Genomic DNA, 23,781 nt, shown 5'->3' with positions numbered 1-23,781 from the left:
CGGTGTGCGGTGTGAGCAGGTGTGGTCCGGCACGGGCGATCGTCTCTTCTATCACTACGGCTACGGAGACGCATCACCGGCGGATCGACGCCGATACCGGCCAGCGGCAACGGTTCCCCTCGGCGATCCTGCCGGCATGGGCGCGCACGTCACCGCAGATGACGTCTACCTGTGGGTCGACGGCATCCACCTCAAAGTCTGGTTGGAGCAGGAGAAGCTCTGCTTGTTGGTGATGATCGGGGTTCGCGCTGGTGGCCCGCAAGGAGCTCGTCGCCTTGGCCGACGGCTACCGGGAGTCGGCCGAGTCGTGGGCCGATCTGCTGCGGGGTTGTCGCCGGCGTGGGATGGCAGCCCCGGTGCTCGCTGTCGGTGACGGGGCGTTGGGGTTCTGGACGGCAGTCCGCGAGGTGTTCCCGGCTAGTCGTGAGCGGCGGTGCTGGTTTCACAAACAGGCCAATGTGCTTGCCGGGCTGCCCAAGTCAGCACACCCGGGCGCGATCTCGGCGATGCGGGAGATCGACGACGCCGAACACATCTACCATGCGCAGGTCGCGATCAAAGCCTTCGAGGTCGACTACGGTGCCACGTGCCCACAGCGGTCGCCACGATCGTCGGCGACGCCGACGTGCCCTTGGAGTTCTACAGGTATCCCGGCCGAGCACTGGATCCACCTGCGCACCACCAACCCGATCGACAGCACTTGTGCCACCGTGCGGTTGAGAACCAAGGTCACCAAGGGTTGTGGATCCCGCGCCGCGGGAATTGTGATGGCCTACCAGCTGATCGACGCCGCATAAGGCCGCTGGCGGGCCGTCAACGCCCCGCACCCGGTCGCCCTCGTCTGTGCTGGCGCGGTGTTCCACACAGGCATAACTGGTGGTAGGCGTCGATGACGAACGTGGCGGGCTGGCCAACCAGGTTGGTGGTGTAGCCCTTCCACCCCGGAGCGACCAAGAGCGTCAACCGCGAGCTGGAGGCCAAGACCCGAGCCCCGGACAGCGTGATGAATCGGTTGCGCTTGACTGCGCCGTGTCCCTCGATAACACGCTGAGCCTTGGCGATCTGTTCATCGATGCCATGCGGCGTGCGCCGAGCCCGGTCGTGGCGGTATTGGCAGTGGATTGCCCGATCCGCAATCCCGCGGGCCTTCTCCGAGGAACTCACCGGCAAGGGCTGGGTCAGCACCAGCCCGTCGGGGATCGCCTCGTCGGGATGTGTGTCACGCCACTCGCGGACGACATCGGGCAAGGAACGGAATCCCCGCGTCCAGGACGTAGGACGAGCCGGCGGCCTGCACCGCGACCCGGTTGGCCTCGCAGATCATGCCCGCATCAGCGACGACGGTCACATCGGTGAGTTGGTGGGCGGCCGTGAACGCGGTGATCACCGGCAGCATCGTGGCGGTCTGGGCCCGGTCACCCTCCAACGCCGCGACCGACAGTGGCACGCCCGCCGCATGGGTGAGCAATCCGAGGGTGATGTGTGGGTCCAGCCGTCGCTTGCTGAACCCCGGTTCGCCGAACCCGTCACCGGCATCGGTCTCGACGTGCAGGTGCTGACGTCTTAGAGCACCAGGCTGGCTGGCCCCAGGCCGGGCAGGGGCGGCGCGTCACGCGAAGACACGAAAAAAGCAGGTCACAGACCTGCAGGACTGCCCGACCGCCGCCAGTGATAAAAGTCAGGACACAGTCGAACCTGGCGTCCGGGCTCGACCGCACGCTGGTCCTCGACGGTGGCGGCGAGTATCACGTGGCCTGGTACTGCGGCTTCTTCGACGGACTGCTCGAGCAGGGGCACCTCGGCCGGTGCGTACATCGGGTCGTCGATGACGTCGGGTCACTTCTAGGACCTGCGCGACGCATTCGACTTCTTCGGCCAGTTCCCCTCCCGCTTCACCCAGCTCGCACCGGTGTCGAACGCCAACCCCAGCCACCAGCACGCCCGCGAGATCAACTTCGAGGTCAAATGCGGCGACACCGAGACCATCCGCCTGATCGGGCACGCCGCGCTGGCCGCCGGCCACGATGTTCACCACGGCCAACGACTGCTACACCGGTCAGCGACTAGTGGGGGGTCAGGATGTGTTGCAGCGCACAGGAATTCCACTGGTGAATGCTTCGGCAGCAAGCTCGTCGCCGCCCGGCGTGATGGGCCCGATGTGGATGGGGCAGCGGGTACTGCATGGACCGGGATTTCCAAGACCTGGGCGCGCACGGACGTGGTGGCCGGTTCGAAGCGGGCGTTGGTGATCACGTTGACCAACGGCTACGAGGGCAGCCTGCTCAGCGGCATCCCGCACAACATCTATCGCGAGATCGACGCGCTCAAGGCCGTCGGGACCACGCCTCTGCTGGTCATCGTGGGTACCCCGCCCGGGGTGAATCGCCGGTGACTTGAGGGTGATGCACTGGCGGCCGGTCTGAGGGGCGGCGTCCGCTCTGGGCGAATACGCAGGAGGCCACCCTTGAGTGCTAGCACTCGCATGTATAGAGTGCTAGGTGGCTTGCGGACAAACCCCCTGTGTCGGCTCCCGCGACGACGGCGCGAGGGTATGGACGTATGCCGAACACCTGGTAATTCCGACCTGGTCCGGGCGCGCAAGCCCCGGCCCGCAAGTTAACTAAGTGGAGGACTCCATCGTGGCCGTGAACATCAAGCCACTCGAGGACAAGATCCTCGTACAGGCCAATGAGGCCGAGACGACCACCGCGTCGGGTCTGGTCATCCCGGACACCGCCAAGGAGAAGCCGCAGGAAGGCACCGTCGTCGCAGTTGGCCCCGGCCGCTGGGACGAAGATGGCGAGAAGCGGATTCCCCTGGATGTCGCCGAGGGCGACACCGTCATCTACAGCAAGTACGGCGGCACTGAAATCAAGTACGGCGGAGAAGAGTACTTGATCTTGTCTGCCCGCGACGTGCTGGCGGTCGTCAACAAGTAGCAATCGTGAACCGCCCCGGAGATCCCCGCATGCGTACGGGTGGTTTCCGGGGCGGATCGCGCTGAAGCCAAGTCAGGACTGACATATGAGCAAGCAGATTGAGTTCAACGAGACTGCGCGCCGGGCCATGGAGGTCGGCGTCGACAAGCTCGCCGATGCCGTGAAGGTAACCCTGGGTCCGCGTGGTCGCCACGTGGTGCTCGCCAAGGCGTTCGGTGGCCCGACGGTCACCAACGACGGCGTGACGATCGCCCGCGAGATCGAGCTCGAGGATCCTTTCGAGAACCTCGGTGCCCAGCTGGTGAAGTCGGTGGCCACCAAGACCAACGACGTCGCCGGTGACGGCACCACCACGGCCACCGTGCTCGCACAGGCCATCATCAAGAACGGCCTGCGCAACGTTGCCGCGGGCGCCAACCCGATCGCCCTGGGCGCGGGTATCGGCCGGGCCGCGGACGCTGTGTCCGAGGCGCTGCTGGCCGCGGCCAAACCGGTGTCGGACAAGGTCGCCATCGGCCAGGTCGCCACCGTCTCCTCGCGTGACGAGGAAGTCGGCGAACTCGTCGGCGAGGCGATGACCAAGGTCGGCACTGACGGTGTCGTCAGCGTCGAGGAGTCCTCGACCATGAACACCGAACTGGAGATCACCGACGGTGTCGGTTTCGATAAGGGCTTCATCTCGGCCTACTTCGTCACCGATTTCGATTTGCAGGAAGCCGTCCTCGAGGACGCGTTGATCCTGCTGCACCGCGACAAGATCAGCTCGCTGCCCGACCTGCTGCCGCTGCTGGAGAAGGTGGCTGAGGCCGGTAAGCCGCTGCTGATCGTCGCCGAGGACGTCGAGGGTGAGGCGCTGTCGACTCTGGTCGTCAACGCTATTCGCAAGACGCTCAAGGCCGTTGCGGTCAAGGCGCCGTTCTTCGGTGATCGGCGTAAGGCGTTCCTCGATGACTTGGCAGTCGTGACCGGCGGACAGGTGGTCAACCCCGACGTCGGCCTACTGCTGCGTGAGGCCGGCCTCGAGGTGCTGGGCTCCGCGCGTCGCGTGGTGGTCAGCAAGGATTCCACCGTCCTGGTCGACGGCGGCGGATCTGCCGATGACATCGCGGGCCGCGTCAAGCAGCTCAAGAGCGAGATCGAGGCGAGCGACTCCGATTGGGACCGCGAGAAGCTGCAAGAGCGGCTGGCCAAACTGGCCGGCGGCGTTGCGGTGATCAAGGTCGGTGCCGCCACCGAGACCGCGCTCAAGGAGCGCAAGCACCGGGTCGAGGACGCCGTTGCGGCGGCCAAGGCCGCGGTCGAGGAAGGCATTGTCGCCGGCGGCGGAAGTGCTCTGGTACAGGCGAACTCGGCACTCGACGCGCTGCGCGCAGAGGTGTCCGGTGACGAGGCGCTCGGCGTCGAGGTGTTCGCCTCGTCGCTGTCGGCTCCGCTGTTCTGGATCGCCACCAACGCCGGTCTCGATGGGGCTGTCGTGGTCAACAAGGTCGGCGAACTGCCCGTCGGGCACGGCTTCAATGCCGCGACGCTGACCTATGGCGACCTGATCGCCGACGGCGTGATCGATCCGGTCAAGGTGACGCGCTCGGCGGTGCTCAACGCCGCGTCGGTGGCACGCATGGTGCTCACCACCGAGACCGCGATTGTTGAGAAGCCGGTCGAGGTCGACGAGCATGCCGGGCATGGCCACGGCCACGGGCACGCGCACTAGATAGTTCATTACGAAACACCCCCGGTCCTGTTGGGCCGGGGGTGTTTCGTCTTTCGGTAGGGGTTGCAGCGGTCAGGAATTGTGAACTAGTAGGCGGGCTTCACTGGCAGGCTGGCTGTTCCGCGTATAGGCGCTGATTGTCATAGGGCGCATCGCCCGCCATGGGGTAATACTTACGACTTGAAATGTATTCGGCCTCAACGGTCCAGGAGTTACCTGTCGTCGGTCAACGCGACACTCAACCGCCGGGTCGCCGCCGCAAGCTGCTCACCCAGCCGGGTGACGTCGGCACCGCTCATCGGCTCGGCGCTGGGCACCAGGCTCAGCATCAGCGAGATCCGCGAATCCGGTCCCAGGATCGGGGAGTCGATGTGGCTCACCGTGTAGGTGTCGCCGGGCGCGAGACTCGCGGGGAACCATTCCTCCTGATGGATCAGTTCGTCGGTCAGCGCCTGGGCCAGTTGGCTCAGCCGGGTGGAACGCACCTCGGCACTGCGCACCACGAGCGCCAGTTCCTGCAGTCGCAGATCAGGCAGGATGTGCAGGCCCACCGCGTACCCGCGCTCGGTGGCATTGGCGATCGCCTCGCGATAGCGATCGCGCACGTCGTCGGGAAGCGCGGACAGCCAGCGCTCCCGGACCTCGGGCCCTCGCCACGCGACGGTCGACGCCCCATACGGCGGCCGGTGCGGAATCTGGGTGCCGATCGGCATCGGGTGACCGCCGCCGTGGCTGCTGCGGACCTGATCGACGACCGTCGAAAAGTCCTCGTCCACCGAGAACGCCACGCAATGGGTGCCCGTCGCGCCCGACAGTTCGGCCATCGCCGAACGCGCCAACACCAGTGCGGGGTAACGGCCGGCCGCTTTTCGCCCGAGGCGCACCAGCGCGGGGCCGAGGTGGTACGTCTTGCGAATCGGGTCGCGCAGCAGCCAACCGGCTCTCAGGAGCTCCGACAGCATCGAATGACAGCTCGCTTTGTGCACACCCAAATGGCGCGACACCTCGGCCAACGTGATCCCACGGGTCCCATCGACAGTCAGATGTTCGAACAGGTTCACCACCCGTTCGGTCTGGGGCGACGGACGCGGAGCCATGCCTGATGGTCGCATAGTGCGACCGCTTGCGGTGTGATAAGCGACCATGTGACGATGGCCACAATGAAGGACCTTCGAGGCAACGTGGCCGTCGTGACCGGGGGAGCCGGCGGGATCGGTCGTGCCATGGGCACGCGCTTCGGCCAGGAGGGCATGAAGGTGGTGCTCGCCGACGTCCTCGCCGAACCGCTTGCCGAAGCGACCCAGGCGCTGACGGACGAGGGCATCGAGGCAATCGGCGTGGTCACCGACGTCACCGATTTCGGCTCCGTGGAGTCGCTCGCCACGCAGGCGCTGGACCGATTCGGCGCGGTGCACGTGGTGTGCAACAACGCCGGCACCGGCGCGGTCTCCGAGGGCTACATGTGGGAACACGACCTCGCCGACTGGCACTGGGGGATCGACGTCAACGTGCTCGGCGTCATCCACGGCATCAAGGCGTTCGTGCCCATCCTGCTCGAACAGGGTGACGGACACGTGGTCAACACCTGTTCGGGCAACGGCGGTTTCGCGCCGATCGCCAGGGGCGCGATGGGCGGGCCGGCGACGGCCGTCTATCCGATGACGAAGGCCGCCGTGCTGTGCCTGACCGAGAGCCTCTACACACACCTGGAGATGACCGGGACCGGGGTGCGGGCCCACGCCCTGTTCCCGGGCGGCTTCTTGAACACCGGCATCTGGGAGTCGTGGCGGCACCGGCCGGATCAGTACGCCGCGACGCAGGAGCGGCGCACCCCCGTCCAAACCCTGGCCAAGGTGGTGGACCGCTTCGAATCTGCCGGTGTGCAGCTCGAATTCACACCGTTGGAGACCGTGGCCGACCAAGTCGTCGAAGGAATTCGGGCGGATAACTTCTGGATGATGGGCCCGCCCGCGCCGTCGGATCAGGTCGTCAGCGCCAAGGCGGCCTCGATCCTGTCTCGCGGTGAGCCGGACTATTTGGTCGACGTGCTCGGCAAAAACGCCGGGAACGCGTCGGAAAACGAAGGAGAAAAGTGATGAACGCCAACGTAGTTCGTTACGGACCTCGCCCGCCGGAGGCGCGGGTCGACCATGAGATCGACGCCACCAAGGCACCGATCGCCACCGAAGCCGTTACGGTCACCTACCGCACCGATCCGGAGATCGTCGCGGCGGTCCTGCCCAAGCCGCTGCAGCCGGCGGCCGAACCGCTGGTGCGGATTCAGCTTCAGCGTGTCCAGATCGAGGGGCGCCCGGCATTCGGCTCGGCGGTGTTCTCGGTGAGAGCCCGGCACGGCGACGTTCACGGTGACTACCCGTTGTTCATGCCGCAATCCACCGAACAGTCGGTGACCGGCGGGCGCGAAACATTCGGCGAACCAAAGAAACTCGCCGAGATCTCCGTCGATCGCGATGGCGACGGCGTCAGCGCCAGCGTCACTCGGCTGGGGTATCCCTTGATCAAGGTGACCGGCCGCATCAGCGGGCCGGCCGAGTTGCCGCCCGACCAGATGAACACCGAGTTCTATTTCAAGTTCCTGCGGGCGCCCGAAGGCGGCGGCATCACCGACCCGCACCTCGTCTACGGCGAATACCACCGGCATTACGAGCTACTGGAGGACATCGACGGCACGGTCGAGTTAGGGGAGTCGTCCTTGGATCCGGTCGCCGACATCGTTGTCCGCGAGATCAGGTCGATCACCTGGTGTCGTCGGCGCACCGTCCAGGTGGGGCGCATCGTCGAGCCGGTGCCACAGGAATGGCTTTTGCCTTACGTGCACCAGCGCTACGACGATGTGGCCCTGCTCGCCGCTCCATGGCCCGAGCCGACCCGGGTGTAGTGCATGGGCCGCTACACGGTCATCTCGGCTGACTGCCACGCCGGCGCGGACCTGCTCGACTACCGCGACTATCTCGAGCCGGCCTTCCGAGACGAATTCGACAGCTGGGCAGCGGCATACGTCAACCCGTTCGCCGATCTCGCCGACGCTGACGCTGAGCGCAACTGGGACAGCGACCGGCGCAATGCCGATCTGGATATCGAGGGCGTTGCGGGAGAGGTGATCTACCCCAACACCATTCCACCGTTCTTTCCGTCCTCGAGCCTGGCGGCAGTGCCGCCGGAGACGGCCCGCGAACTGGAGCTGCGCTGCGCGGGCCTGCGGGCCCACAACCGCTGGCTGGCCGACTTCTGCTCGCTATCGCCACAGCGGCGTGCCGGGGTGGGTCAGGTCATGCTGCAAGATCTCGACCACGCCGTCGACGAGGTCAAGCAGATCGCCGCACTCGGTCTGCGCGGCGGTGTTCTGTTGCCCGGAATTCCGCCCGGAGCGGGCATTCCGCAGCTCTACGCAGAACACTGGGAGCCGCTGTGGGTGGCCTGCGCAGAGGCTGGCGTCGTGATCAACCACCACGGCGGCAATGCCGGGCCGAGCCCGCTCGACGGATGGGGTAGCTCGTTTGCGATCTGGGTGTACGAGACGCACTGGTTCGCGCACCGAGCGCTATGGCACCTGATCTTCAGCGGCGCGATGGATCGCCATCCGGACCTCACCGTGGTCTTCACCGAGCAGGGCGCCGGATGGATTCCGGCAACGCTGGATTCGCTCGACGTCGCGGCGGCCCGTTATGCGCGCGAGGGGTCGGCGATCGCCCGCTTCGCCGGGCCTACCGCAGGCTCGCTTAGCCTGAAGCCCAGCGAGTTCTGGAACCGGCAGTGCTATGTCGGCGCCAGCTTCATGCGGCCCGTCGAGTGCGCCGAGCGCCATACCATCGGTATCGACCGCATCATGTGGGGGAGCGACTACCCGCACCTGGAAGGTACAGGAACCTTTACCCGAGAAGCGTTGCGCTACACGTTCTCCGGTGTTCCACCTCAAGAAGTGGCGGCCATGCTCGGCGGAAACGCCGCGGCCGTCTACGGATTCGATCTCGCGGCGCTGCAACCGCTGGCCGACAGCATCGGCCCGACGGTGGCCGAGGTCGCCGAGCCACTGACCGCGGTACCGGCCGGCGCGAGCAGCACGGTCTTCGAGCCTGATCCGATTAGAACCTGGTAACGAAAGGCCCATTGTGGATCCGTACGCCATCATCTCCGCCGACACCCACGCCGAACTCCCAACCGAGCAATACCGGGAGTACGTCGACCCCGAGTACCGCGACGACTTTGAGGTCTACCTCGAGGAGAAGATCGCTGCGTCCCAAGCCGGCGGGTTCATCGACGAGGAGTTCGCGCAAACATGGTTCGACGAACATGGTGAGGGCATCGCCGGCGGATGGGATGTCGCACAACGGGATAAGGAGCTCGACGGTGACGGCGTGGCCGGCGAGGTCATCTTCCCCGACGCCGACGCCGTGACCGGAGTCGCGGGAGCGCCCTTCGGGGCCGGCCTGGGACAATCGGGAGACCTGGACCCGGGCCGCGCGATGGCCGGAGCACGCGCGCACAACCGCTGGCTGGCTGAGCTGTGCAGTCACAGCCCCGAGCGCAGGGCCGGGGTTGCGGTGATCCCGATCCTGGCCGACGTCGATGCGGCCGTCGCCGAGATCAAGCGCGCCGCCGATTCCGGTCTGCGGGGCGGGATCCTAATCCCGGTGCTGTGGGGCGACTACCCGCCCTACCACGATCGTCGCTACGACAAGGTCTGGGCCGTCTGCCAAGACCTCCAGATGCCGGTGCACACCCATGTCGGCCCGGCGCCGAGCGCGGACTACGGACAGCACCTGGGTATCTACACCACCGAGGTGCGGTGGTGGGGAGCGAGACCGCTGTGGTTCGCCTTATGGGCGGGCGTCTTCGAACGGTTCCCCACCCTGCGCTGGGGTGCTACTGAGTGCGGAGCATACTGGGCCAACGATCTGCTCTGGTTGATGGACACCCGCTTCCTGCGTGAGCATTCGGCCAAGAAGATGAGCACGTTGCTTGAGGGCGATCTGACGATGCCGCCTTCGGAGTACTTCGACCGGAACTGTTTCATCGGGGCCACCACGACCGAGCGTCGCGAACTGGCGCGGCGTTACGAGATCGGTGTTCCGAACCTGCTGTGGGGTAACGACTATCCGCACCCGGAGGGAACGTGGCCGAACACGCGCAAATGGCTGCGGCACACGTTCTGGGATGTCCCGATCGACGAGACCCGGCAGATCCTCGGACTGGCCGCGGCCGAGATCTACAACTTCGATCTCAAGGCGCTGGCGCCGCTGGTCGAACGGATCGGCCCGACGCCTGAGGACCTCGGCCAGGACGATGCGGTGAGCATCCCCAAGTGGGCGGCAGCCCGCGAGGCGGGGCGTCACTGGTTGACAGAAGCGGAGCCGCTGCCCGAGCTCATCGAGAACTGATATAGAAAGCCGTGATGCATTCGGCTGATGAGCCGCACCTGAAATTCGAGCGTGATGGCGACGTCGTCGTACTGACGATGAACAATCCGCAGCGGCGAAACGCGCTGACGCCGTCAATGATCGAGTTGATGGCGCAGGCGTGGGATGAGATCTCGTCGACGGCTGGATGGTTCGGGGCATGCTGTGAAATTGCGGCGTTCCGCGACATACGCCCACCGCGACACACCGGACGATGAGCCGGGAGAGGATTGGTATGGCACACACTGGGCCGCTGAGCGGTATCCGCATTCTGGAACTGTCGATTGCGCTGACCGGACCCTATATCGGCGCCCTGTTCGCCGACCAGGGCGCCGATGTCGTGAAGGTGGAGCGCCCCGGTATCGGCGACATCATGCGGTGGATCGGCCCGAGCGTCAACGGGCTGAGTGCGGTCTTCCGGGTGTGCAATCGCGGCAAGCAGTCCATCGCCGTGGACGTGCGGACCGCCGCCGGCAGGCAGATCGCGCTCGAACTGGCAGCGCAGGCCGACGTCGTCATCCAGAACTTCCGCCCCGGTGTGGCGCAACGGCTCGGCCTCGGATACTCCGACGTCGTCGCGATCAACCCCGACGTCGTCTATCTGTCGCTGACGGGATTCGGTGAGGTGGGGCCCTACCGCGATCGGAGCGCCTACGACACCGTGATTCAGGCCTACGGTGGGTTGGCATCGAGTCAGGCTGGCAAGTCGGGCGAGCCGATCTTCCTGCAACAGGTGGTCGCCGATAAAGTCACGGCGCTCTATGCCAGCCAGGCCGTCACCGCCGCACTGTTGGCGCGCGCGAACGGACGCGGCGGCCAGCACGTGCATGTCTCGATGGTCGACGCGGTGGTGTCATTTCTGTGGGCGGACGCGGCCGGCAATGAGGTGCTGCTCGATTCGGACGGCTCGCAACCGTCGAGTTTCACCCAGGGCTTCAGGCCTTTCCGGTTCATCGATGGCTGGGGTGTGGTGACGCCGATCTCGGACTCCGATTTCACGGGGATGTGCCGCGCGCTGGATGCGCCCGGGTCTGATGATCCGCGACTGGCGACCGCGGACCTCCGCAATCAGCACCGGCCGTTGATGGGAGAGGTGATGCAGGCCTGTTACGCGGGCGCGGAGAAGCTCACGGTGGACGAGGCGACGGCGCGTTTCGAAGCCGAGGATGTGCCATTCGCCATGATCGTGCCGCCCGGTGAGTTGCCCAACGACCCACACGCCATCGAAATGGGGTTGTTCGTGGACGCCGAGGACGCGGTCGTGGGGCGCACCCGGATTCCGCGGCACCCGGCGTTGTTCGACGGTACGCCCGCTCAACTAGCCGGGCCCGCACCGGCTTTGGGTGAGCACACGGCCGATGTGCTGAATCAGTTGGGCCGGTCCGATCAGGAGAGCGCGCTGAGAGCAGCCGGCATCATCGCGGGATGAGGTGCGCTTAGTCCCGGCCGCCGACTAGCAATCCGGCCGAGGCGAACGTCAACCCGGCGCGCAGCTCATCGAGTCGAATCGGGGTGGCGCATGTCGATCGTGTCCATGCGTTCACCGTAGATGCGCCCGGTCGCGGGCGGGGGGTACTGCTGGTACCCCGAACAACAATCACTCCCCGGTCACAGCCAGCCGACATAGTGTCGAACGCATGCGAGCAACCGTGATGTACGAAGCCGGCGACGTGCGCGTCGAGAATGTGCCCGACCCAGTCCTGCAGCGCCCCACTGACGCCATCGTGCGTGTCACGAGCGCCTGCATCTGCGGCAGCGACCTGTGGCCGTATGCGTCCATGCCGCACCAGGACGGCGGCCGCCGGATGGGCCACGAGTTCATCGGCGTCATCGAGGACGTCGGCACCGAGGTGACCGGCTTCGGTCGCGGTGACCTGGTTGTGGCTCCCTTCGTCTGGGCGGACAACACCTGCGATTTCTGCCAAGAAGGTCTGCAGACGTCCTGTCGCCACGGCGGTGGCTGGGGAGCGCGCGATGTCGATGCCGGGCAGGGCGAAGCCGTGCGAGTTCCTCAGGCCCAGGGCACACTGGTGAAGCTCCCCGTCGCTGCCGATTCGGCACTGATGCCGTCGCTGTTGACGTTGTCCGATGTGTTCTGTACCGGGCATCACGGCGCGGTGACCGCCCGTGTGCGCCCGGGATCCTCGGTGACCGTCATCGGTGACGGCGCGGTCGGGTTGTGCGCGGTGCTGGCCGCCAAGCGACTCGGTGCCGAGCAGATCATCCTCAATGGCCGCCACACCGACCGCACCGATCTGGGGCGGGATTTCGGCGCGACCGACGTGGTGGCCGAACGCGGCGACGAAGCCGTGACGAAGATTCGCGAACTCACCGCCGGGGACGGCACACAGGCGGTGATCGAATGCGTCGGGACCGAGCAGTCCTTGGTGACCGCTCTCGGCGCGGTACGGGCCGGCGGCGCGGTCAGCCGGCTCGGAGTTTCTCAATACCGCCAGGTCCCAATGGGATTCGACACGATGATGCGCAACATCACCCTGACCGGCGGAGCCGCACCCGCAAGGGCCTACATCGAGGAACTCATGCCCGACATCCTCGACGGCGTCGTACAACCCGGTCGGGTCTTCGATCGGACCATCGCACTCGATGAGACGCCCGACGGCTATCGCGCCATGGCCGACCGCAAAGCCCTGAAAGTCCTTATCCAGCCCTGAATTAGGAGCACTCACTATGAAGCATGTTCAGCTACGCGACCTCGACGTCGCCCGGATCGGCCTCGGCGCGATGGGGATGTCGTTCGCCTTCACCGGCGCCGGCAGTGACGACGCCGAGTCGATCCGCACCATTCACCGCGCGATCGATCTGGGGGTGACACTGATCGACACGGCCGAAATCTACGGCCCGTACATCAACGAAGAACTCGTCGGACGTGCGCTCAAGGGCCGGCGTGATGACGTCGTGCTGGCCACCAAGTTCGGCATGATCTCCCACACCGGGTCAGGTCCGGGCACCCTCGACAGCAGCCCGGCCAACGTCCGCATCGCCGTCGAAGGATCGCTGAAACGCCTCGACACTGACCGCATCGATCTGTACTACCAGCACCGGGTAGATCCGACCACACCCATCGAGGACACCATTGGTGCGCTCGCCGAGCTGGTGACCGAAGGCAAGATCCGCCACATCGGGCTCTCCGAGGCGGGCGTCGGAACCATTCGGCGCGCCAACGCCGTTCACCCCATCACCGCACTGCAGTCGGAGTACTCGCTGTGGACGCGTGACCCCGAGCCCGAGACGCTGCCGCTGCTGCGCGAACTCGGCATCGGATTCGTGCCCTACTCGCCGCTCGGCAAGGGGTTCCTGACGGGCGCGATCCGCTCGATCGACCAGTTCGACAAGAGCGACTTCCGCGCCACCAACCCGCGTTTCACCGGAGAGAACTTCCAGCGCAACCTGGCCATCGCCGATGAGGTGGCAACGATCGCCACCGAGGTCGGCGCCACGCCGGCACAGGTCGCCATCGCATGGCTGCTGGCCAAGGGTGACGACATCGCCCCCATCCCGGGCACCAAACGCGTCACCCGCCTTGAGGAGAACGTCGGAGCCGACGCCGTGGAGCTCACCGCCGAACAGATCGCCAAGCTCGACAACCTGACTCCGGCCTCGGGTGAGCACCACAACGAGGCGCAGATGGAGATGATCGGCCGCTGAGGGGCTGATCGGCCGCGCAGGGGCTGGCCGGCCGCGCACGAAGGTTGCCACATCCGGTCGGTGACCGCAGTAATGTGCTGCTCGTGGTCAATGTGTTCGCCGGCACCCGAGGTCGCTGGCTTGCAACAGCGGCGTCGGTCGCTGTTGCCACGGCCATGTTCTACGCGCAGAGCAACGAGACCCGGGGTCCTGTTGCCGCGCCAGTTGTTTCACCCGCGGGGCAGGCGTCTGCGGTGCCTGATGCCCCCCGCATCGCAGCGCCCACCGAAGCCGAACTGCTGGCCGCGAGCGCACCTGTCGGCAGTGGCGACTTCCAGCTCGCGCTGCCTCGTGGCATCGCACCCGAGCAGGGTTTGCAGATCCACACCATCTGGGCGGCGCGAGCCATCAGCGTGATGTTCCTCGAGATCAAGACCATCGGCGGCTACCGGCAAGACCCGTTGCCGTGGCATCCGAACGGGTTGGCGATCGACGTGATGATCCCGGACTACCACACTCCGGAGGGCATCGAGCTGGGCAACCAGATCGCCGGGTTCGCGCTGGCCAACGCGAAGCGATGGGGTGTGCTGCACGTGATCTGGCGGCAGGGCTTCTATCCCGGTATCGGCGCACCGAGTTGGACTGCGGACTACGGTAACGAAACCGCAAACCACTATGACCATGTGCACATCGCGACCGACGGTGGGGGATACCCGACCGGGCGCGAGACGTACTTCCTCGGGTCGATGAGCTCGGAACCGGCCTGACGGAGATGGACCATGCGCTGCGGACGGCCTGTGCTCGACTGGCAGCGCACCGGAAAACCTGATCGAGGCCGGTTCGGTGCCGTGGACGATCGTCCAGGCCACGCAGTTCCATCACTACGCGGGCATGGTTTCCAGCTGGACCGAGAAGGACGGGGCCCGCATAGCCCCGACGACGTTCGAACAATGGCTGATTTTTGCCACGAATTCAGGCGGTGCGACGGATTCCACGCTTGAGCAACAATTCGCGCTCGGCTTCGCTCAATCCACCCCAGATACCGTAAGGCTCTCCGACGGCCAACGCATGCGACCGGCATTGTGTGATCACCGGGCAACTCCGGCACATTTCCTTGGCGCGCATCTCGCGCTGGGCGCGGGCGCGGCCGCGCTCCCCGTCGGGGTGAAAGAACACCGAAGAATCGACACCTCGGCAAAGGCCTCGCATCTGCCAATCCCAGATGTCGGCGTTCGGGCCGGGTAGCTGTTGCGGCTGTGGCATTGGAAAACCCCTCTCTCCGCACGTATTTCACGTGCGTGAGTTGTGGAACCGATCCGAGCGCTGTCGCCTATGACTACTCGTGTCCCCAAAATTAGGGGTGCTGTGCAAACGTAGTCAATACCCACACCATGTGCGCAATCACATAATCGCAGCTCGAGAATTTACATCACGTTCATCATTGCGACCCACCGTCGCCGAGCGAGGTGCTATCTGACGGGCGGCGATCGTGATGATTTCGTGATGTGAGCAGCGTGGCACGTCTGGCGTCGGCGCCGGATTTCCTGACGCTCAAGAGGTAGTAAACACAGTCGTAACATGACGACCACGAACTGTTAACTGACATGATTCGGGCAACCGGTTGATAGCGTGCCGGGTCAGATGAACTCCACCGCACTGGCCGCCGCCGCGTTCGGCGACACCCCGGGCCCTTGGCCGCTTCCCGCCGCGCACACACCCGCACAGCTCTGGCTGCGGGCCGTTGCCGCGGCCGGTCAGGGCCGGTACGGCAGTGCACGTGCCGACCTTGCCGATCTTCGTCGCCGCCAGCCTGCCGGTGCGCTGGCGGCATTGTCTTGCAGTACTGAGGCGTCGTTGCGGCGCCAGCTCGGTGGCCACCGTGAGGCAGCCGGCTGGGACGGCCGTGCGCTGGCACTGGCGCAGCCCCTCGGTGCTGACCCGATGGCGTTGCAGGCTTGCGTCGACGCCGTCGTCGGATTGGCGGCCGACGCTCTCGGCGTGGGCCGGCTTGCGCTGTCGGGACGGCTTCTCGAGCAGGCCGAGCAGATCATGCGCCGCGCGGAGGCGCCGCCGAAGCGATTGGCGATCCGGCTGACGTGGGTCAGCGCCGAGTTGGCGATGGCAGCCGGCCGCGGCGCGGACGCGCTGACCCACGCGCGGCGCGGGGTGGAGCTTGCCGAGCAGGCGTTGCCCGGTTTACGGCGCCATCGCGTCAAGAGCGATGTGGTGCTCGCCGCCGCGCTGTGCTGTGCGGGGTCGATCGAGAGTGCTCGGGAGGTCGCCGACACCGCGCTGGCCGACACGCAGACGCACGGCTTGGTTCCGCTGCGCTGGGCGCTGGCGTGTCTGCTGGCCGATATCGATAGCGCAACACTTACGTCTGAGCAGGTCGCGGCGATCCGGGACGATTGTGCTGGCGCTATCACACGGCGCGGCGGGCGGTGGACCCGCCGCTAACGCCCGATTGGCTGTTCGGGCCGATATTGTCTAGCGCAGTGCCTGCCGGGAAGCGTCCCGTTCGTAACGTTGGAGATATCGCCGTCGATGACAATTCCAGGAGAACGTCTCGACGCGGCCGTTGCTGAAGCGGTGGCCGGCAGCCGTGATGCCCTCCGTGAAGTAGTAGAGACCATCCGTCCCATCGTGGTCCGTTATGTCCGGGCTCGTCTGGGCGCCACGGAGCGGGTTGGCCTCTCTGCAGACGACGTCGCTCAGGAGGTTTGCTTGGCCGCCATCCAGGCGCTGCCGCGCTACCAGGATCAGGGTCGCCCCTTCCTGGCCTTCGTGTATGGCATCGCTGCTCACAAGGTCGCCGACGCTCACCGCGCCGCCGGCCGGAACAAATCCGACCCCACCGATGTGGTGCCGGAGCGGTACTCGCTCGAAACGGGTCCCGAGCAGATGGCGGTGAATTCCGATTCCGCCGCCCGGATGAGCAAGTTGTTGGAGGTCTTACCCGAAAAGCAGCGCGAGATCCTGATGCTGCGCATCGTCGTCGGGCTATCGGCAGAAGAGACCGCCGAGGCGGTCGGCAGTACCCCAGGGGCGGTGCGGGTCGCTCAGCATCGCGCGCTGGCCAAGCTCAAAACGGAGATCACGGCGGGAGGTCACGGCTATGCCTGACTTCCGACGTAACTCCGGTGGCGACGATCCGTCGCTGGACGCCATCGTCAACAGTGACCGCTTTATCGATGCCCTGGCCAACGGCCGGCAGGTGGTCCCGCAGGACCAAGGCGACGCCATGCTGGCTGAATTGCTCGGCGGCTGGCGGGACGAAATGCGCTGGCCCCCGGCGACCGGACTGATCACTGAACGTGACGCCGTCACCGCATTGCGGGCTGGACTGGCAGAGAAGCAGCGCAGCGGACGCAGCCGGCGTGGGCTGAGCATCGTCGGCGCGGCGGCGGCCGTTGTGCTGGTGTTCGGCGGTTGCGGTGCCGTCGTCTACGGCGCCGGCCCGGGCGATGCCCTCTATGGACTGCACACGATGTTGTTCGGCGAGCCCAAGCAGGTCCGCGAAGACCAAGTCACCCTGGCCTCCGCCGAGGAGCAGCTCAAACAGGTTCAGCAGCTGGTCGCTCAGGGCGACTGGCAGCAGGCGCAAGACAAGTTGGTCCAGGTCAGCTCGCAGGTGAACGGCGTCGGTGACACCCCGCAGAAGCAGGCGGTGCTCGACCAGTGGAACCAGCTGTCGGCGAAGGTCGTCCAGAAGGATCCGGAGGCCACCGTGCCGCCCGGGATCACCTATACGGTGCCGGCATCGGCGACCGAGATCGTCCCTGCGGTCATCACCCCGACCACCGGGCCCGAGGTGCTGCCGACCAGCGACTGCCGGTCCGCAGGCTGCGATTCGCCGATCACGGTCTCGACCGGTCCGGACGGCCTCGGCACGACTGTTCCGTCGCCGTCGGATATCCCGACCTCGCCGGTCGAGCAGACCCAGAACATGGCCACGACGACGGTGGCGCCGACCACGACGGTTGCGCCGACGACCACTACCTCGGCTGCGCCCATGACCACGTCGCCGGCGCCGTCGACCACCACGACGACACTGCCGACGACCACCACGACGACACTGCCGACGACCACGACAACGACCACCACGACAACGACCACGACCACGACCACCACGACACTGCCGACGACCACGACGACGACGGGCGGGGGCCCCAGCTCGAGTCCGTCCGCGGCGACCGCGTCCACGCCTCCCCAACAGTCGTCGGCTCCCACTGGGGCGTCGGCACCGGGCGCGACCCAGCCACAAACGATCGCCCCACTACCGTCGACCGCGATTCAAGCACCGAAAACACAACCGCCAGCTGCTGTGACCACCACCACGATGGTGATGCCGGCGCCGCAGTTACCGAAGTTGCCGGGTCCCGGCGGCGGGTAAAGCAGCGGGAGCCGCGGTCAGCGGAAACCGTCGCCCGCGGTCAGCGGAAACCGTCGCCCGCGGTCAGCGGAAACCGTCGTAGTCCGACGTCGCTTCGTTGAGCGAGGCGTCGGCGTATCCGCGGCAGTAGTCCCACGTGACGTAGGCGTCCGGCTCAGGGTCGTAAGCAGGCTCGTGGGGACGGACCGTTCCGTCGGCCAGTAGCTGAAGTAGGTTGGCGCGCAACATGTCCCAGTCGTGATAGTGGTCCTGCTGGCATTCGTCACAGCAGACCACAAGCCCGCGGACACCCCGGTGCGCCAGCAGCGCCTCATAGACAGCCAGATCGGCCAGATCGGCCTCGACCGCGGAGCGCTCCTGGGGATCCAACGGCTGTCCGGGCTCAAGTGCATCCAACGCGGCCGACGGGTCGGCGGGGTCGTCGGCGAACGGATCTGGTGGCAGGCCTGGTGGGAGGTGGTCGCGCACGACACCACATTACGCAGCGCAGCGGGTATCGCGCCAGGGAACCTCACCGCGAGCCGATAGGATGGGGTCCACTTTCCGCCAGCTGATGGGGGCCTCCCGATGACCATTGCCGAAGGCAGCGCCGTCCGCATCGACGGCTTCAGCGCGCACCTGAGCGGCCTGCTGGGGGATTCGGTTCCCACCGGCGGCGACGACCCGAACAAGATCGCGATGCTGGGTCTGACATTCGATGACGTTCTGCTGCTACCCGCCGCCTCTGACGTGGTGCCGGCGACCGCCGATACGTCCAGCCAGCTCACCAAGAAGATCCGCCTGAAGGTGCCGCTGGTGAGTTCGGCGATGGATACCGTGACCGAGGCGAGGATGGCCATTGCGATGGCCCGCCAGGGCGGTATGGGTGTGCTGCACCGCAACCTGTCGATCGCCGAGCAGGCCGGCCAGGTTGAGATGGTCAAACGATCCGAGGCTGGCATGGTCACCGACCCGGTGACGTGCTCCCCGGAGAACACCCTGGCCGAGGTCGACGCGATGTGCGCCCGATTCCATATCTCGGGTCTGCCGGTGGTCGACGCGCAGGGCTCGCTGGTCGGCATCATCACCAACCGCGATATGCGCTTCGAAGTCGATATGCACAAGCCGGTCGCCGAGGTGATGACCAAGGCGCCGCTGATCACCGCGCAGGAGGGCGTGACTGCCGACGCCGCCCTTGGTCTGTTGCGGCGCAACAAGATTGAAAAGCTGCCGATCGTCGACGGGCATGGCCGACTGACCGGTCTGATCACCGTCAAAGACTTCGTCAAGACCGAACAGCATCCGCTGGCCACTAAGGACAGTGACGGCCGGCTGCTGGTCGGCGCGGCCGTCGGGGTCGGCGACGACGCGTGGGAACGCGCGATGACCCTCGCCGACGCCGGGGTGGACGTGCTGATCGTCGACACCGCCCACGCCCACAACCGTCGGGTACTTGAAACCGTCGGCAAGCTCAAGGCCGAGGTCGGTGACCGGGTCGAGATCGTCGGCGGCAACGTCGCCACCCGCAGCGCAGCCGCCGCACTCGTCGAGGCCGGCGCGGACGCGGTCAAGGTTGGTGTCGGCCCCGGATCGATCTGCACCACCCGCGTGGTCGCCGGGGTGGGTGCACCTCAGATCACCGCGATCCTGGAGGCCACCGCGGTGTGCGCACCGGCCGGTGTGCCGGTGATCGCCGACGGCGGGCTCCAGTACTCCGGTGACATCGCCAAGGCGCTGGCGGCGGGCGCATCCACCGCGATGCTCGGCTCCCTGCTGGCGGGTACCGCCGAAGCGCCCGGCGAACTGATCTTCGTCAATGGCAAGCAGTTCAAGAGCTACCGCGGCATGGGTTCTCTGGGCGCCATGCAGGGCCGCGGAGCGGCCGGGTCCACGGGGCGCAGCTACTCCAAGGACCGCTACTTCCAGGACGATGTGCTGTCCGAAGACAAGCTGGTGCCCGAGGGCATCGAGGGCCGGGTGCCGTTCCGCGGGCCGCTGTCCACCGTGATCCACCAGCTCACCGGTGGTCTGCGCGCAGCCATGGGCTACACCGGAGCGCCGACGATCGAGATGCTGCAGCACGCTCAGTTCGTGCGCATCACCGCGTCGGGGCTCAAGGAGAGCCATCCGCACGACATCACGATGACTGTCGAAGCCCCCAACTACTACGCCCGCTAGGGGTCGACGTGCGAGACATGGTTGAAATCGGCATGGGCAGAACTGCCCGCCGCACATATGAACTCGGCGATATCAACATCGTTCCGTCGCGGCGCACCCGGTCGTCGCAGGACGTCTCCACCGCCTGGCAGCTCGACGCCTACCGCTTCGAGATCCCGGTTGTCGCACATCCGACCGACGCCCTGGTGTCGCCGGAGTTCGCCATCGAGCTCGGCCGTCTCGGCGGGCTCGGCGTACTCAACGGCGAGGGTCTGATCGGCCGGCACGCCGATGTCGAGGCCAAGATCATCGAGGTCATCGAGGCTGCCGACAAGGAGCCCGAGCCGAACGCGGCGATCCGGCTGCTGCAACAGCTGCACGCCGCGCCGCTGGATCCCGAGTTGCTGGGCGCCGCGGTGGCCCGTATCCGCGACGCGGGCGTCACCACCGCGGTTCGGGTGAGCCCCCAGAACGCGCAGGCGTTGACGCCGGCGCTGGTGCAGGCCGGTGTCGAGCTGCTGGTCATCCAGGGCACAATCATTTCCGCCGAGCGGGTGGATTCCCACGGCGAGCCGCTCAACCTCAAGACGTTCATCTCCGAGCTCGATATCCCGGTGGTGGCCGGTGGGGTTCTCGACCACCGCACCGCGCTGCACCTGATGCGCACCGGCGCGGCCGGCGTCATCGTCGGTTATGGCTCGACGCTCGGGGTGACCACCAGCGACGAGGTGCTCGGCATCAGCGTGCCGATGGCCACTGCGATCGCCGATGCGGCTGCGGCTCGGCGGGAATACCTCGACGAGACCGGCGGGCGCTATGTGCACGTGCTGGCCGACGGCGATATCCACACCTCCGGTGACCTCGCCAAGGCCATCGCCTGCGGTGCCGACGCGGTGGTGCTGGGCACTCCGCTGGCCGAGTCCGCCGAGGCGCTGGGCGACGGCTGGTTCTGGCCGGTGGCCGCGGCGCACCCGTCGCTGCCGCGCGGTGCCCTGCTCCAGATCGCGGCAGGGGAGCGGCCGTCGCTGGACAAGGTGCTCAACGGGCCTTCCGATGACCCGTTCGGCTCGCTGAACCTGGTCGGCGGCCTGCGCCGGTCGATGGCCAAGGCCGGTTACTGCGATCTCAAGGAATTCCAGAAGGTCGGGCTGACCGTCGGCCGCTGAGTGGCCGTCGCGGGGCGCGATGGGCTCCCGTGCTGGACGAGAACATGTTGCGGTGCCACTGCGCCAACGGCGCGGGGGCCCACCAGTTTGCCCGGCCGAGTATGTGCATGAATGCCGGTAGGAGACACATGCGCACTACCGTGGCGTCGGCCAGGACAGCGATCGTGAGTCCGACGGCGAACATCCGCATGAAGGACACGCCGGCGAACATCAGTGCGGCGAACGTGATCGTCATCAGGAGCGCGGCGGCCGTGACAACCCGACCGGTGCGCTCAATGCCGAGCGCGACGCTTTCATCATTGTCCGAACTGGTCTGGGCCGAGGCGAGCCAGTACTCCCGGATGCGCGCGAGCAGGAAGACTTCGTAGTCCATCGACAATCCGAAAGCGATGCAGAACATGAGCACCGGGATGGTGACGACCAGCGTGCCCGTGGGGGTCGTGCCGGCCGCCCACAGGTGGCCCTCCTGAAATATCCACACCAGCGCACCGAAGGCGGCGGTGAGCGAAAGGATGTTGAGCAACACCGCTTTGATGGGCAACACCATGCTGCCGGTGAGCAGGAACAGCAGCGCCAACATGACGGCGGCCATGAATCCCAGTACCAGGGGAAGGCGTGACGTAATGCCCTGCACGCTGTCGCGGTTCGTCTGCGCCGCCCCGGTGAACTGCGGGGAAGTGTTCGGCGGCGGCGCGACCGCATGCAATCGGTCTAGCTGGGCATCCGAGGCCGCCGTGTACGGCGGTGCGTCGCTGTCCACGGATAAAAAGGCGCTGGTGTGATTGATCCCCGCCGGTGCCGAGGGCGGACCTGTGCGCCGACCGCCGACGAACGTGCCGGCCGGCGCCGACACTGCGGCCACGTCGGGCACCAGCGAGAGTTTGGCGGCGTAGCCGTCCAGATCCGCAGGCGTCAGCGCGGTGATATCAGGCAGAACAATCTTGACCGCGTTGTCGGAATTCAACGCGAAATCGGAGCGGATGCGTTCGTTGACCTCACGCGTCGGCGACGAGACAGGTAACACCCGGTCGTCCGGGTACCCCCAGCTGACCCTGAGAAACGGTGCGCCAAGTACCAGTAATGCCGCAGTGAGTGTCAGTGCAATGGGAATCGCATGGCGCATAACAAATTTCGCCATTCGATACCACCCGGTGTGCGCTGCGGGCGCAGTCGCCGGCTCGGCGCGGCCGTGGCGGCGCCTCAGCATCCGCCGGATGTTCAGCGCGTCGAGGCGATCGCCGGCCAGCATGATCGCGGCCGGCGTCACCGTCACCGCCGCGAACACGGCAAACGCCACGACCGCCACCCCGGAGTAGGCGAAGGACTTCAGGAAATACATGGGGAAGATCGCCATCCCGATCATTGCCAGGGCCACCGTCAGCGCCGAAAACAGAACAGTCCGGCCCGCGGTGGTCATCGTGCGTCTTAGCGCTTGCTCGCGGGAGACGCCGTCGGCCAGTTCGTCGCGGTATCTGCTGATGATCAACAGGGTGTAGTCGATCGCCAGTGCGAATCCCAGGGCCGCCGCGACGTTGAGCGCGAAGATCGACACATCGGTGAACACCGCTATCGCGCGCAGGGCCGCCAGTGAGCCCAGGATTGCCAGTCCGCCGACAGCAATCGGTATTGCGGCGGCGAGGAGTCCGCCGAAAATCCAGACCAGCGCGAGGAAGCTCAGGGGTATCGCGATGGATTCCATTCGGATCAAGTCTTTTCCGGTTTGCCGGTTGATCTCGGAATACACCAGTGCGGAGCCGCCCGCGTGAACCTCCACCCCGTCCTTACCGCGCGGCAATCGATTGACCAGTTCTTGTGCGTGTCGCGGTGCGGTGTCCTCGTCGCCCTGGATCGCGGCGATGATCATCGCGGACTTACCGTCGCCGGTGAGTGTTCCTGGGGCCGCTTGACCGTTCCATGGGGAGATGACCTGGGAGACGGCCGGTGACGTCGACAGTTCGCCGGTGATAGCAGTGCCGATGGCGCGCCCGGTATCCACGACGGGTCCGCTGTGCGAGTCCACTAACACCACCAGTTCCATGTCGCCCTGGTGAAAGGTGTCGGCAAGCATCCGAGAGGCTCGCGCCGACTCGGAATCAGGATCGAGGAATCCGCCGCCGGACAGGCTCGATGCCGCCGGAATGCCGAAGATTGCCGTGCAGATCATCAGCACGAGGGCGGCAGCGATGATGCGTTTGGGGGCAGTGATCGACAGGTTTGCCATCGCGGTGAGCATCTACCGTCCTCTGCTCTGGTTGACAGCCCGGCCAATCCCGCCGTCAGCCACTGCCTTACCGAAGGTATATTCAATTGCTTAACTATTCAATAGATGAAGGACATACCCATTTGGCGGTACGGTGGAATCGATCCCGACGTT

21 protein-coding genes and 2 pseudogenes are annotated in these 23,781 nt (G+C 66.2%); 18 read left to right on the top strand and 5 right to left on the bottom strand.

The genetic code is table 11. From position 1 onward, the window contains the following. The first annotated feature begins 251 nt into the window (after positions 1-251). Positions 252-797 (top strand): transposase, encoded by a 546-nt coding sequence (locus G6N13_RS02925; RefSeq protein ID WP_163694737.1) that lies wholly within the window; start codon positions 252-254, stop codon positions 795-797. 73 nt (positions 798-870) lie between these two features. Here the strand turns inward: G6N13_RS02925 and G6N13_RS02920 are convergent. Continuing rightward, a pseudogene (locus G6N13_RS02920) lies at positions 871-1,593 on the bottom strand (IS1634 family transposase); the annotation flags it as partial. Between the two features lie 316 nt (positions 1,594-1,909). On the opposite strand from G6N13_RS02920, the gene G6N13_RS02915 reads away from it, so the two are divergent. The 3 genes from G6N13_RS02915 (at position 1,910) to groL (ending at position 4,650) form a co-directional block, all read left to right on the top strand. Continuing rightward, the gene (locus G6N13_RS02915) at positions 1,910-2,392 is read left to right on the top strand and encodes a hypothetical protein (protein ID WP_163694736.1); all 483 of its coding nucleotides are present in this window, start codon (positions 1,910-1,912) and stop codon (positions 2,390-2,392) included. Between the two features lie 244 nt (positions 2,393-2,636). Continuing rightward, positions 2,637-2,939: a co-chaperone GroES gene (groES, locus tag G6N13_RS02910; protein WP_036421278.1), complete on the top strand. Its 303-nt coding sequence runs from the start codon at positions 2,637-2,639 to the stop codon at positions 2,937-2,939. An 85-nt stretch (positions 2,940-3,024) separates the two neighbouring features. Further along, entirely contained in the window at positions 3,025-4,650 is a 1,626-nt protein-coding gene (groL, locus tag G6N13_RS02905; RefSeq protein WP_163694735.1) for a chaperonin GroEL, read from the top strand. 212 nt (positions 4,651-4,862) lie between these two features. Here groL and G6N13_RS02900 read toward each other — a convergent pair whose 3' ends face one another. Next, positions 4,863-5,747 (bottom strand): IclR family transcriptional regulator, encoded by an 885-nt coding sequence (locus G6N13_RS02900; protein WP_163694734.1) that lies wholly within the window; start codon positions 5,745-5,747, stop codon positions 4,863-4,865. A gap of 63 nt (positions 5,748-5,810) precedes the next feature. On the opposite strand from G6N13_RS02900, the gene G6N13_RS02895 reads away from it, so the two are divergent. From G6N13_RS02895 to G6N13_RS02860, 9 genes and pseudogenes are all read left to right on the top strand, one after another. Continuing rightward, positions 5,811-6,746, top strand: coding sequence for an SDR family NAD(P)-dependent oxidoreductase (locus G6N13_RS02895; RefSeq protein WP_163701608.1), 936 nt, complete (start codon positions 5,811-5,813; stop codon positions 6,744-6,746). Next, entirely contained in the window at positions 6,746-7,549 is an 804-nt protein-coding gene (locus G6N13_RS02890; RefSeq protein WP_163694733.1) for an acetoacetate decarboxylase family protein, read from the top strand. The genes G6N13_RS02895 and G6N13_RS02890 overlap by 1 nt, the downstream gene beginning before the upstream one ends. A gap of 3 nt (positions 7,550-7,552) precedes the next feature. Next, positions 7,553-8,767 carry an amidohydrolase family protein gene (locus tag G6N13_RS02885; RefSeq protein ID WP_163694732.1) on the top strand — a complete coding sequence of 405 codons (1,215 nt, stop codon included), beginning with the start codon at positions 7,553-7,555 and terminating at the stop codon, positions 8,765-8,767. A gap of 13 nt (positions 8,768-8,780) precedes the next feature. Further along, entirely contained in the window at positions 8,781-10,049 is a 1,269-nt protein-coding gene (locus tag G6N13_RS02880; protein WP_163694731.1) for an amidohydrolase family protein, read from the top strand. A 14-nt stretch (positions 10,050-10,063) separates the two neighbouring features. Continuing rightward, positions 10,064-10,216, top strand: a pseudogene (locus tag G6N13_RS25810) (crotonase/enoyl-CoA hydratase family protein); the annotation flags it as partial. Between the two features lie 86 nt (positions 10,217-10,302). Continuing rightward, positions 10,303-11,496 carry a CaiB/BaiF CoA transferase family protein gene (locus G6N13_RS02875; protein ID WP_163694730.1) on the top strand — a complete coding sequence of 398 codons (1,194 nt, stop codon included), beginning with the start codon at positions 10,303-10,305 and terminating at the stop codon, positions 11,494-11,496. Positions 11,497-11,704: 208 nt separating this feature from the next. Then, entirely contained in the window at positions 11,705-12,739 is a 1,035-nt protein-coding gene (locus G6N13_RS02870) for a zinc-binding dehydrogenase (protein ID WP_163694729.1), read from the top strand. Between the two features lie 16 nt (positions 12,740-12,755). After that, positions 12,756-13,733, top strand: a complete 978-nt coding sequence (locus G6N13_RS02865) for an aldo/keto reductase (RefSeq protein WP_163694728.1) — start codon at positions 12,756-12,758, stop codon at positions 13,731-13,733. A gap of 77 nt (positions 13,734-13,810) precedes the next feature. Further along, entirely contained in the window at positions 13,811-14,479 is a 669-nt protein-coding gene (locus tag G6N13_RS02860) for a VldE C-terminal domain-containing protein (protein WP_407663901.1), read from the top strand. A 205-nt stretch (positions 14,480-14,684) separates the two neighbouring features. On the opposite strand, the gene G6N13_RS02850 is transcribed toward G6N13_RS02860, so the two are convergent. Next, on the bottom strand, positions 14,685-14,975 hold the full coding sequence (locus tag G6N13_RS02850) for a WhiB family transcriptional regulator (protein ID WP_163694726.1): 291 nt from the start codon (positions 14,973-14,975) through the stop codon (positions 14,685-14,687). A gap of 378 nt (positions 14,976-15,353) precedes the next feature. Here G6N13_RS02850 and G6N13_RS02845 point away from each other — a divergent pair, with 378 nt between their 5' ends. The 3 genes from G6N13_RS02845 (at position 15,354) to G6N13_RS24255 (ending at position 18,105) form a co-directional block, all read left to right on the top strand. Beyond that, the gene (locus G6N13_RS02845; RefSeq protein WP_163694725.1) at positions 15,354-16,169 is read left to right on the top strand and encodes a serine/threonine-protein kinase; all 816 of its coding nucleotides are present in this window, start codon (positions 15,354-15,356) and stop codon (positions 16,167-16,169) included. 87 nt (positions 16,170-16,256) lie between these two features. Next, a complete protein-coding gene (locus tag G6N13_RS02840; protein ID WP_163701605.1) occupies positions 16,257-16,835 on the top strand; it encodes a sigma-70 family RNA polymerase sigma factor in 579 nt (192 codons plus the stop codon). After that, the gene (locus G6N13_RS24255; protein WP_163694724.1) at positions 16,828-18,105 is read left to right on the top strand and encodes an anti-sigma-D factor RsdA; all 1,278 of its coding nucleotides are present in this window, start codon (positions 16,828-16,830) and stop codon (positions 18,103-18,105) included. Before G6N13_RS02840 ends, G6N13_RS24255 begins: the two co-directional genes overlap by 8 nt. 63 nt (positions 18,106-18,168) lie before the next feature. On the opposite strand, the gene G6N13_RS02830 is transcribed toward G6N13_RS24255, so the two are convergent. Further along, on the bottom strand, positions 18,169-18,573 hold the full coding sequence (locus G6N13_RS02830) for a DUF5319 domain-containing protein (protein ID WP_163694723.1): 405 nt from the start codon (positions 18,571-18,573) through the stop codon (positions 18,169-18,171). A gap of 99 nt (positions 18,574-18,672) precedes the next feature. Here G6N13_RS02830 and guaB point away from each other — a divergent pair, with 99 nt between their 5' ends. Together guaB and G6N13_RS02820 are read left to right on the top strand one after the other, a co-directional pair. Then, on the top strand, positions 18,673-20,262 hold the full coding sequence (gene guaB / locus G6N13_RS02825; protein WP_179965067.1) for an IMP dehydrogenase: 1,590 nt from the start codon (positions 18,673-18,675) through the stop codon (positions 20,260-20,262). A 17-nt stretch (positions 20,263-20,279) separates the two neighbouring features. Continuing rightward, positions 20,280-21,407 carry a GuaB3 family IMP dehydrogenase-related protein gene (locus tag G6N13_RS02820; protein ID WP_179965066.1) on the top strand — a complete coding sequence of 376 codons (1,128 nt, stop codon included), beginning with the start codon at positions 20,280-20,282 and terminating at the stop codon, positions 21,405-21,407. Here G6N13_RS02820 and G6N13_RS02815 read toward each other — a convergent pair. Beyond that, positions 21,367-23,640, bottom strand: coding sequence for an MMPL family transporter (locus tag G6N13_RS02815; protein WP_163694721.1), 2,274 nt, complete (start codon positions 23,638-23,640; stop codon positions 21,367-21,369). The genes G6N13_RS02820 and G6N13_RS02815 overlap by 41 nt on opposite strands. Positions 23,641-23,781 lie beyond the last annotated feature (141 nt).

It is taken from the genome of Mycolicibacterium sarraceniae, from assembly GCF_010731875.1.
Lineage (GTDB): Bacteria > Actinomycetota > Actinomycetes > Mycobacteriales > Mycobacteriaceae > Mycobacterium > Mycobacterium sarraceniae.
The sequence above is the reverse complement of the archived record's forward strand: the minus strand, read 5'-3'. Positions and strand labels throughout refer to the sequence as shown.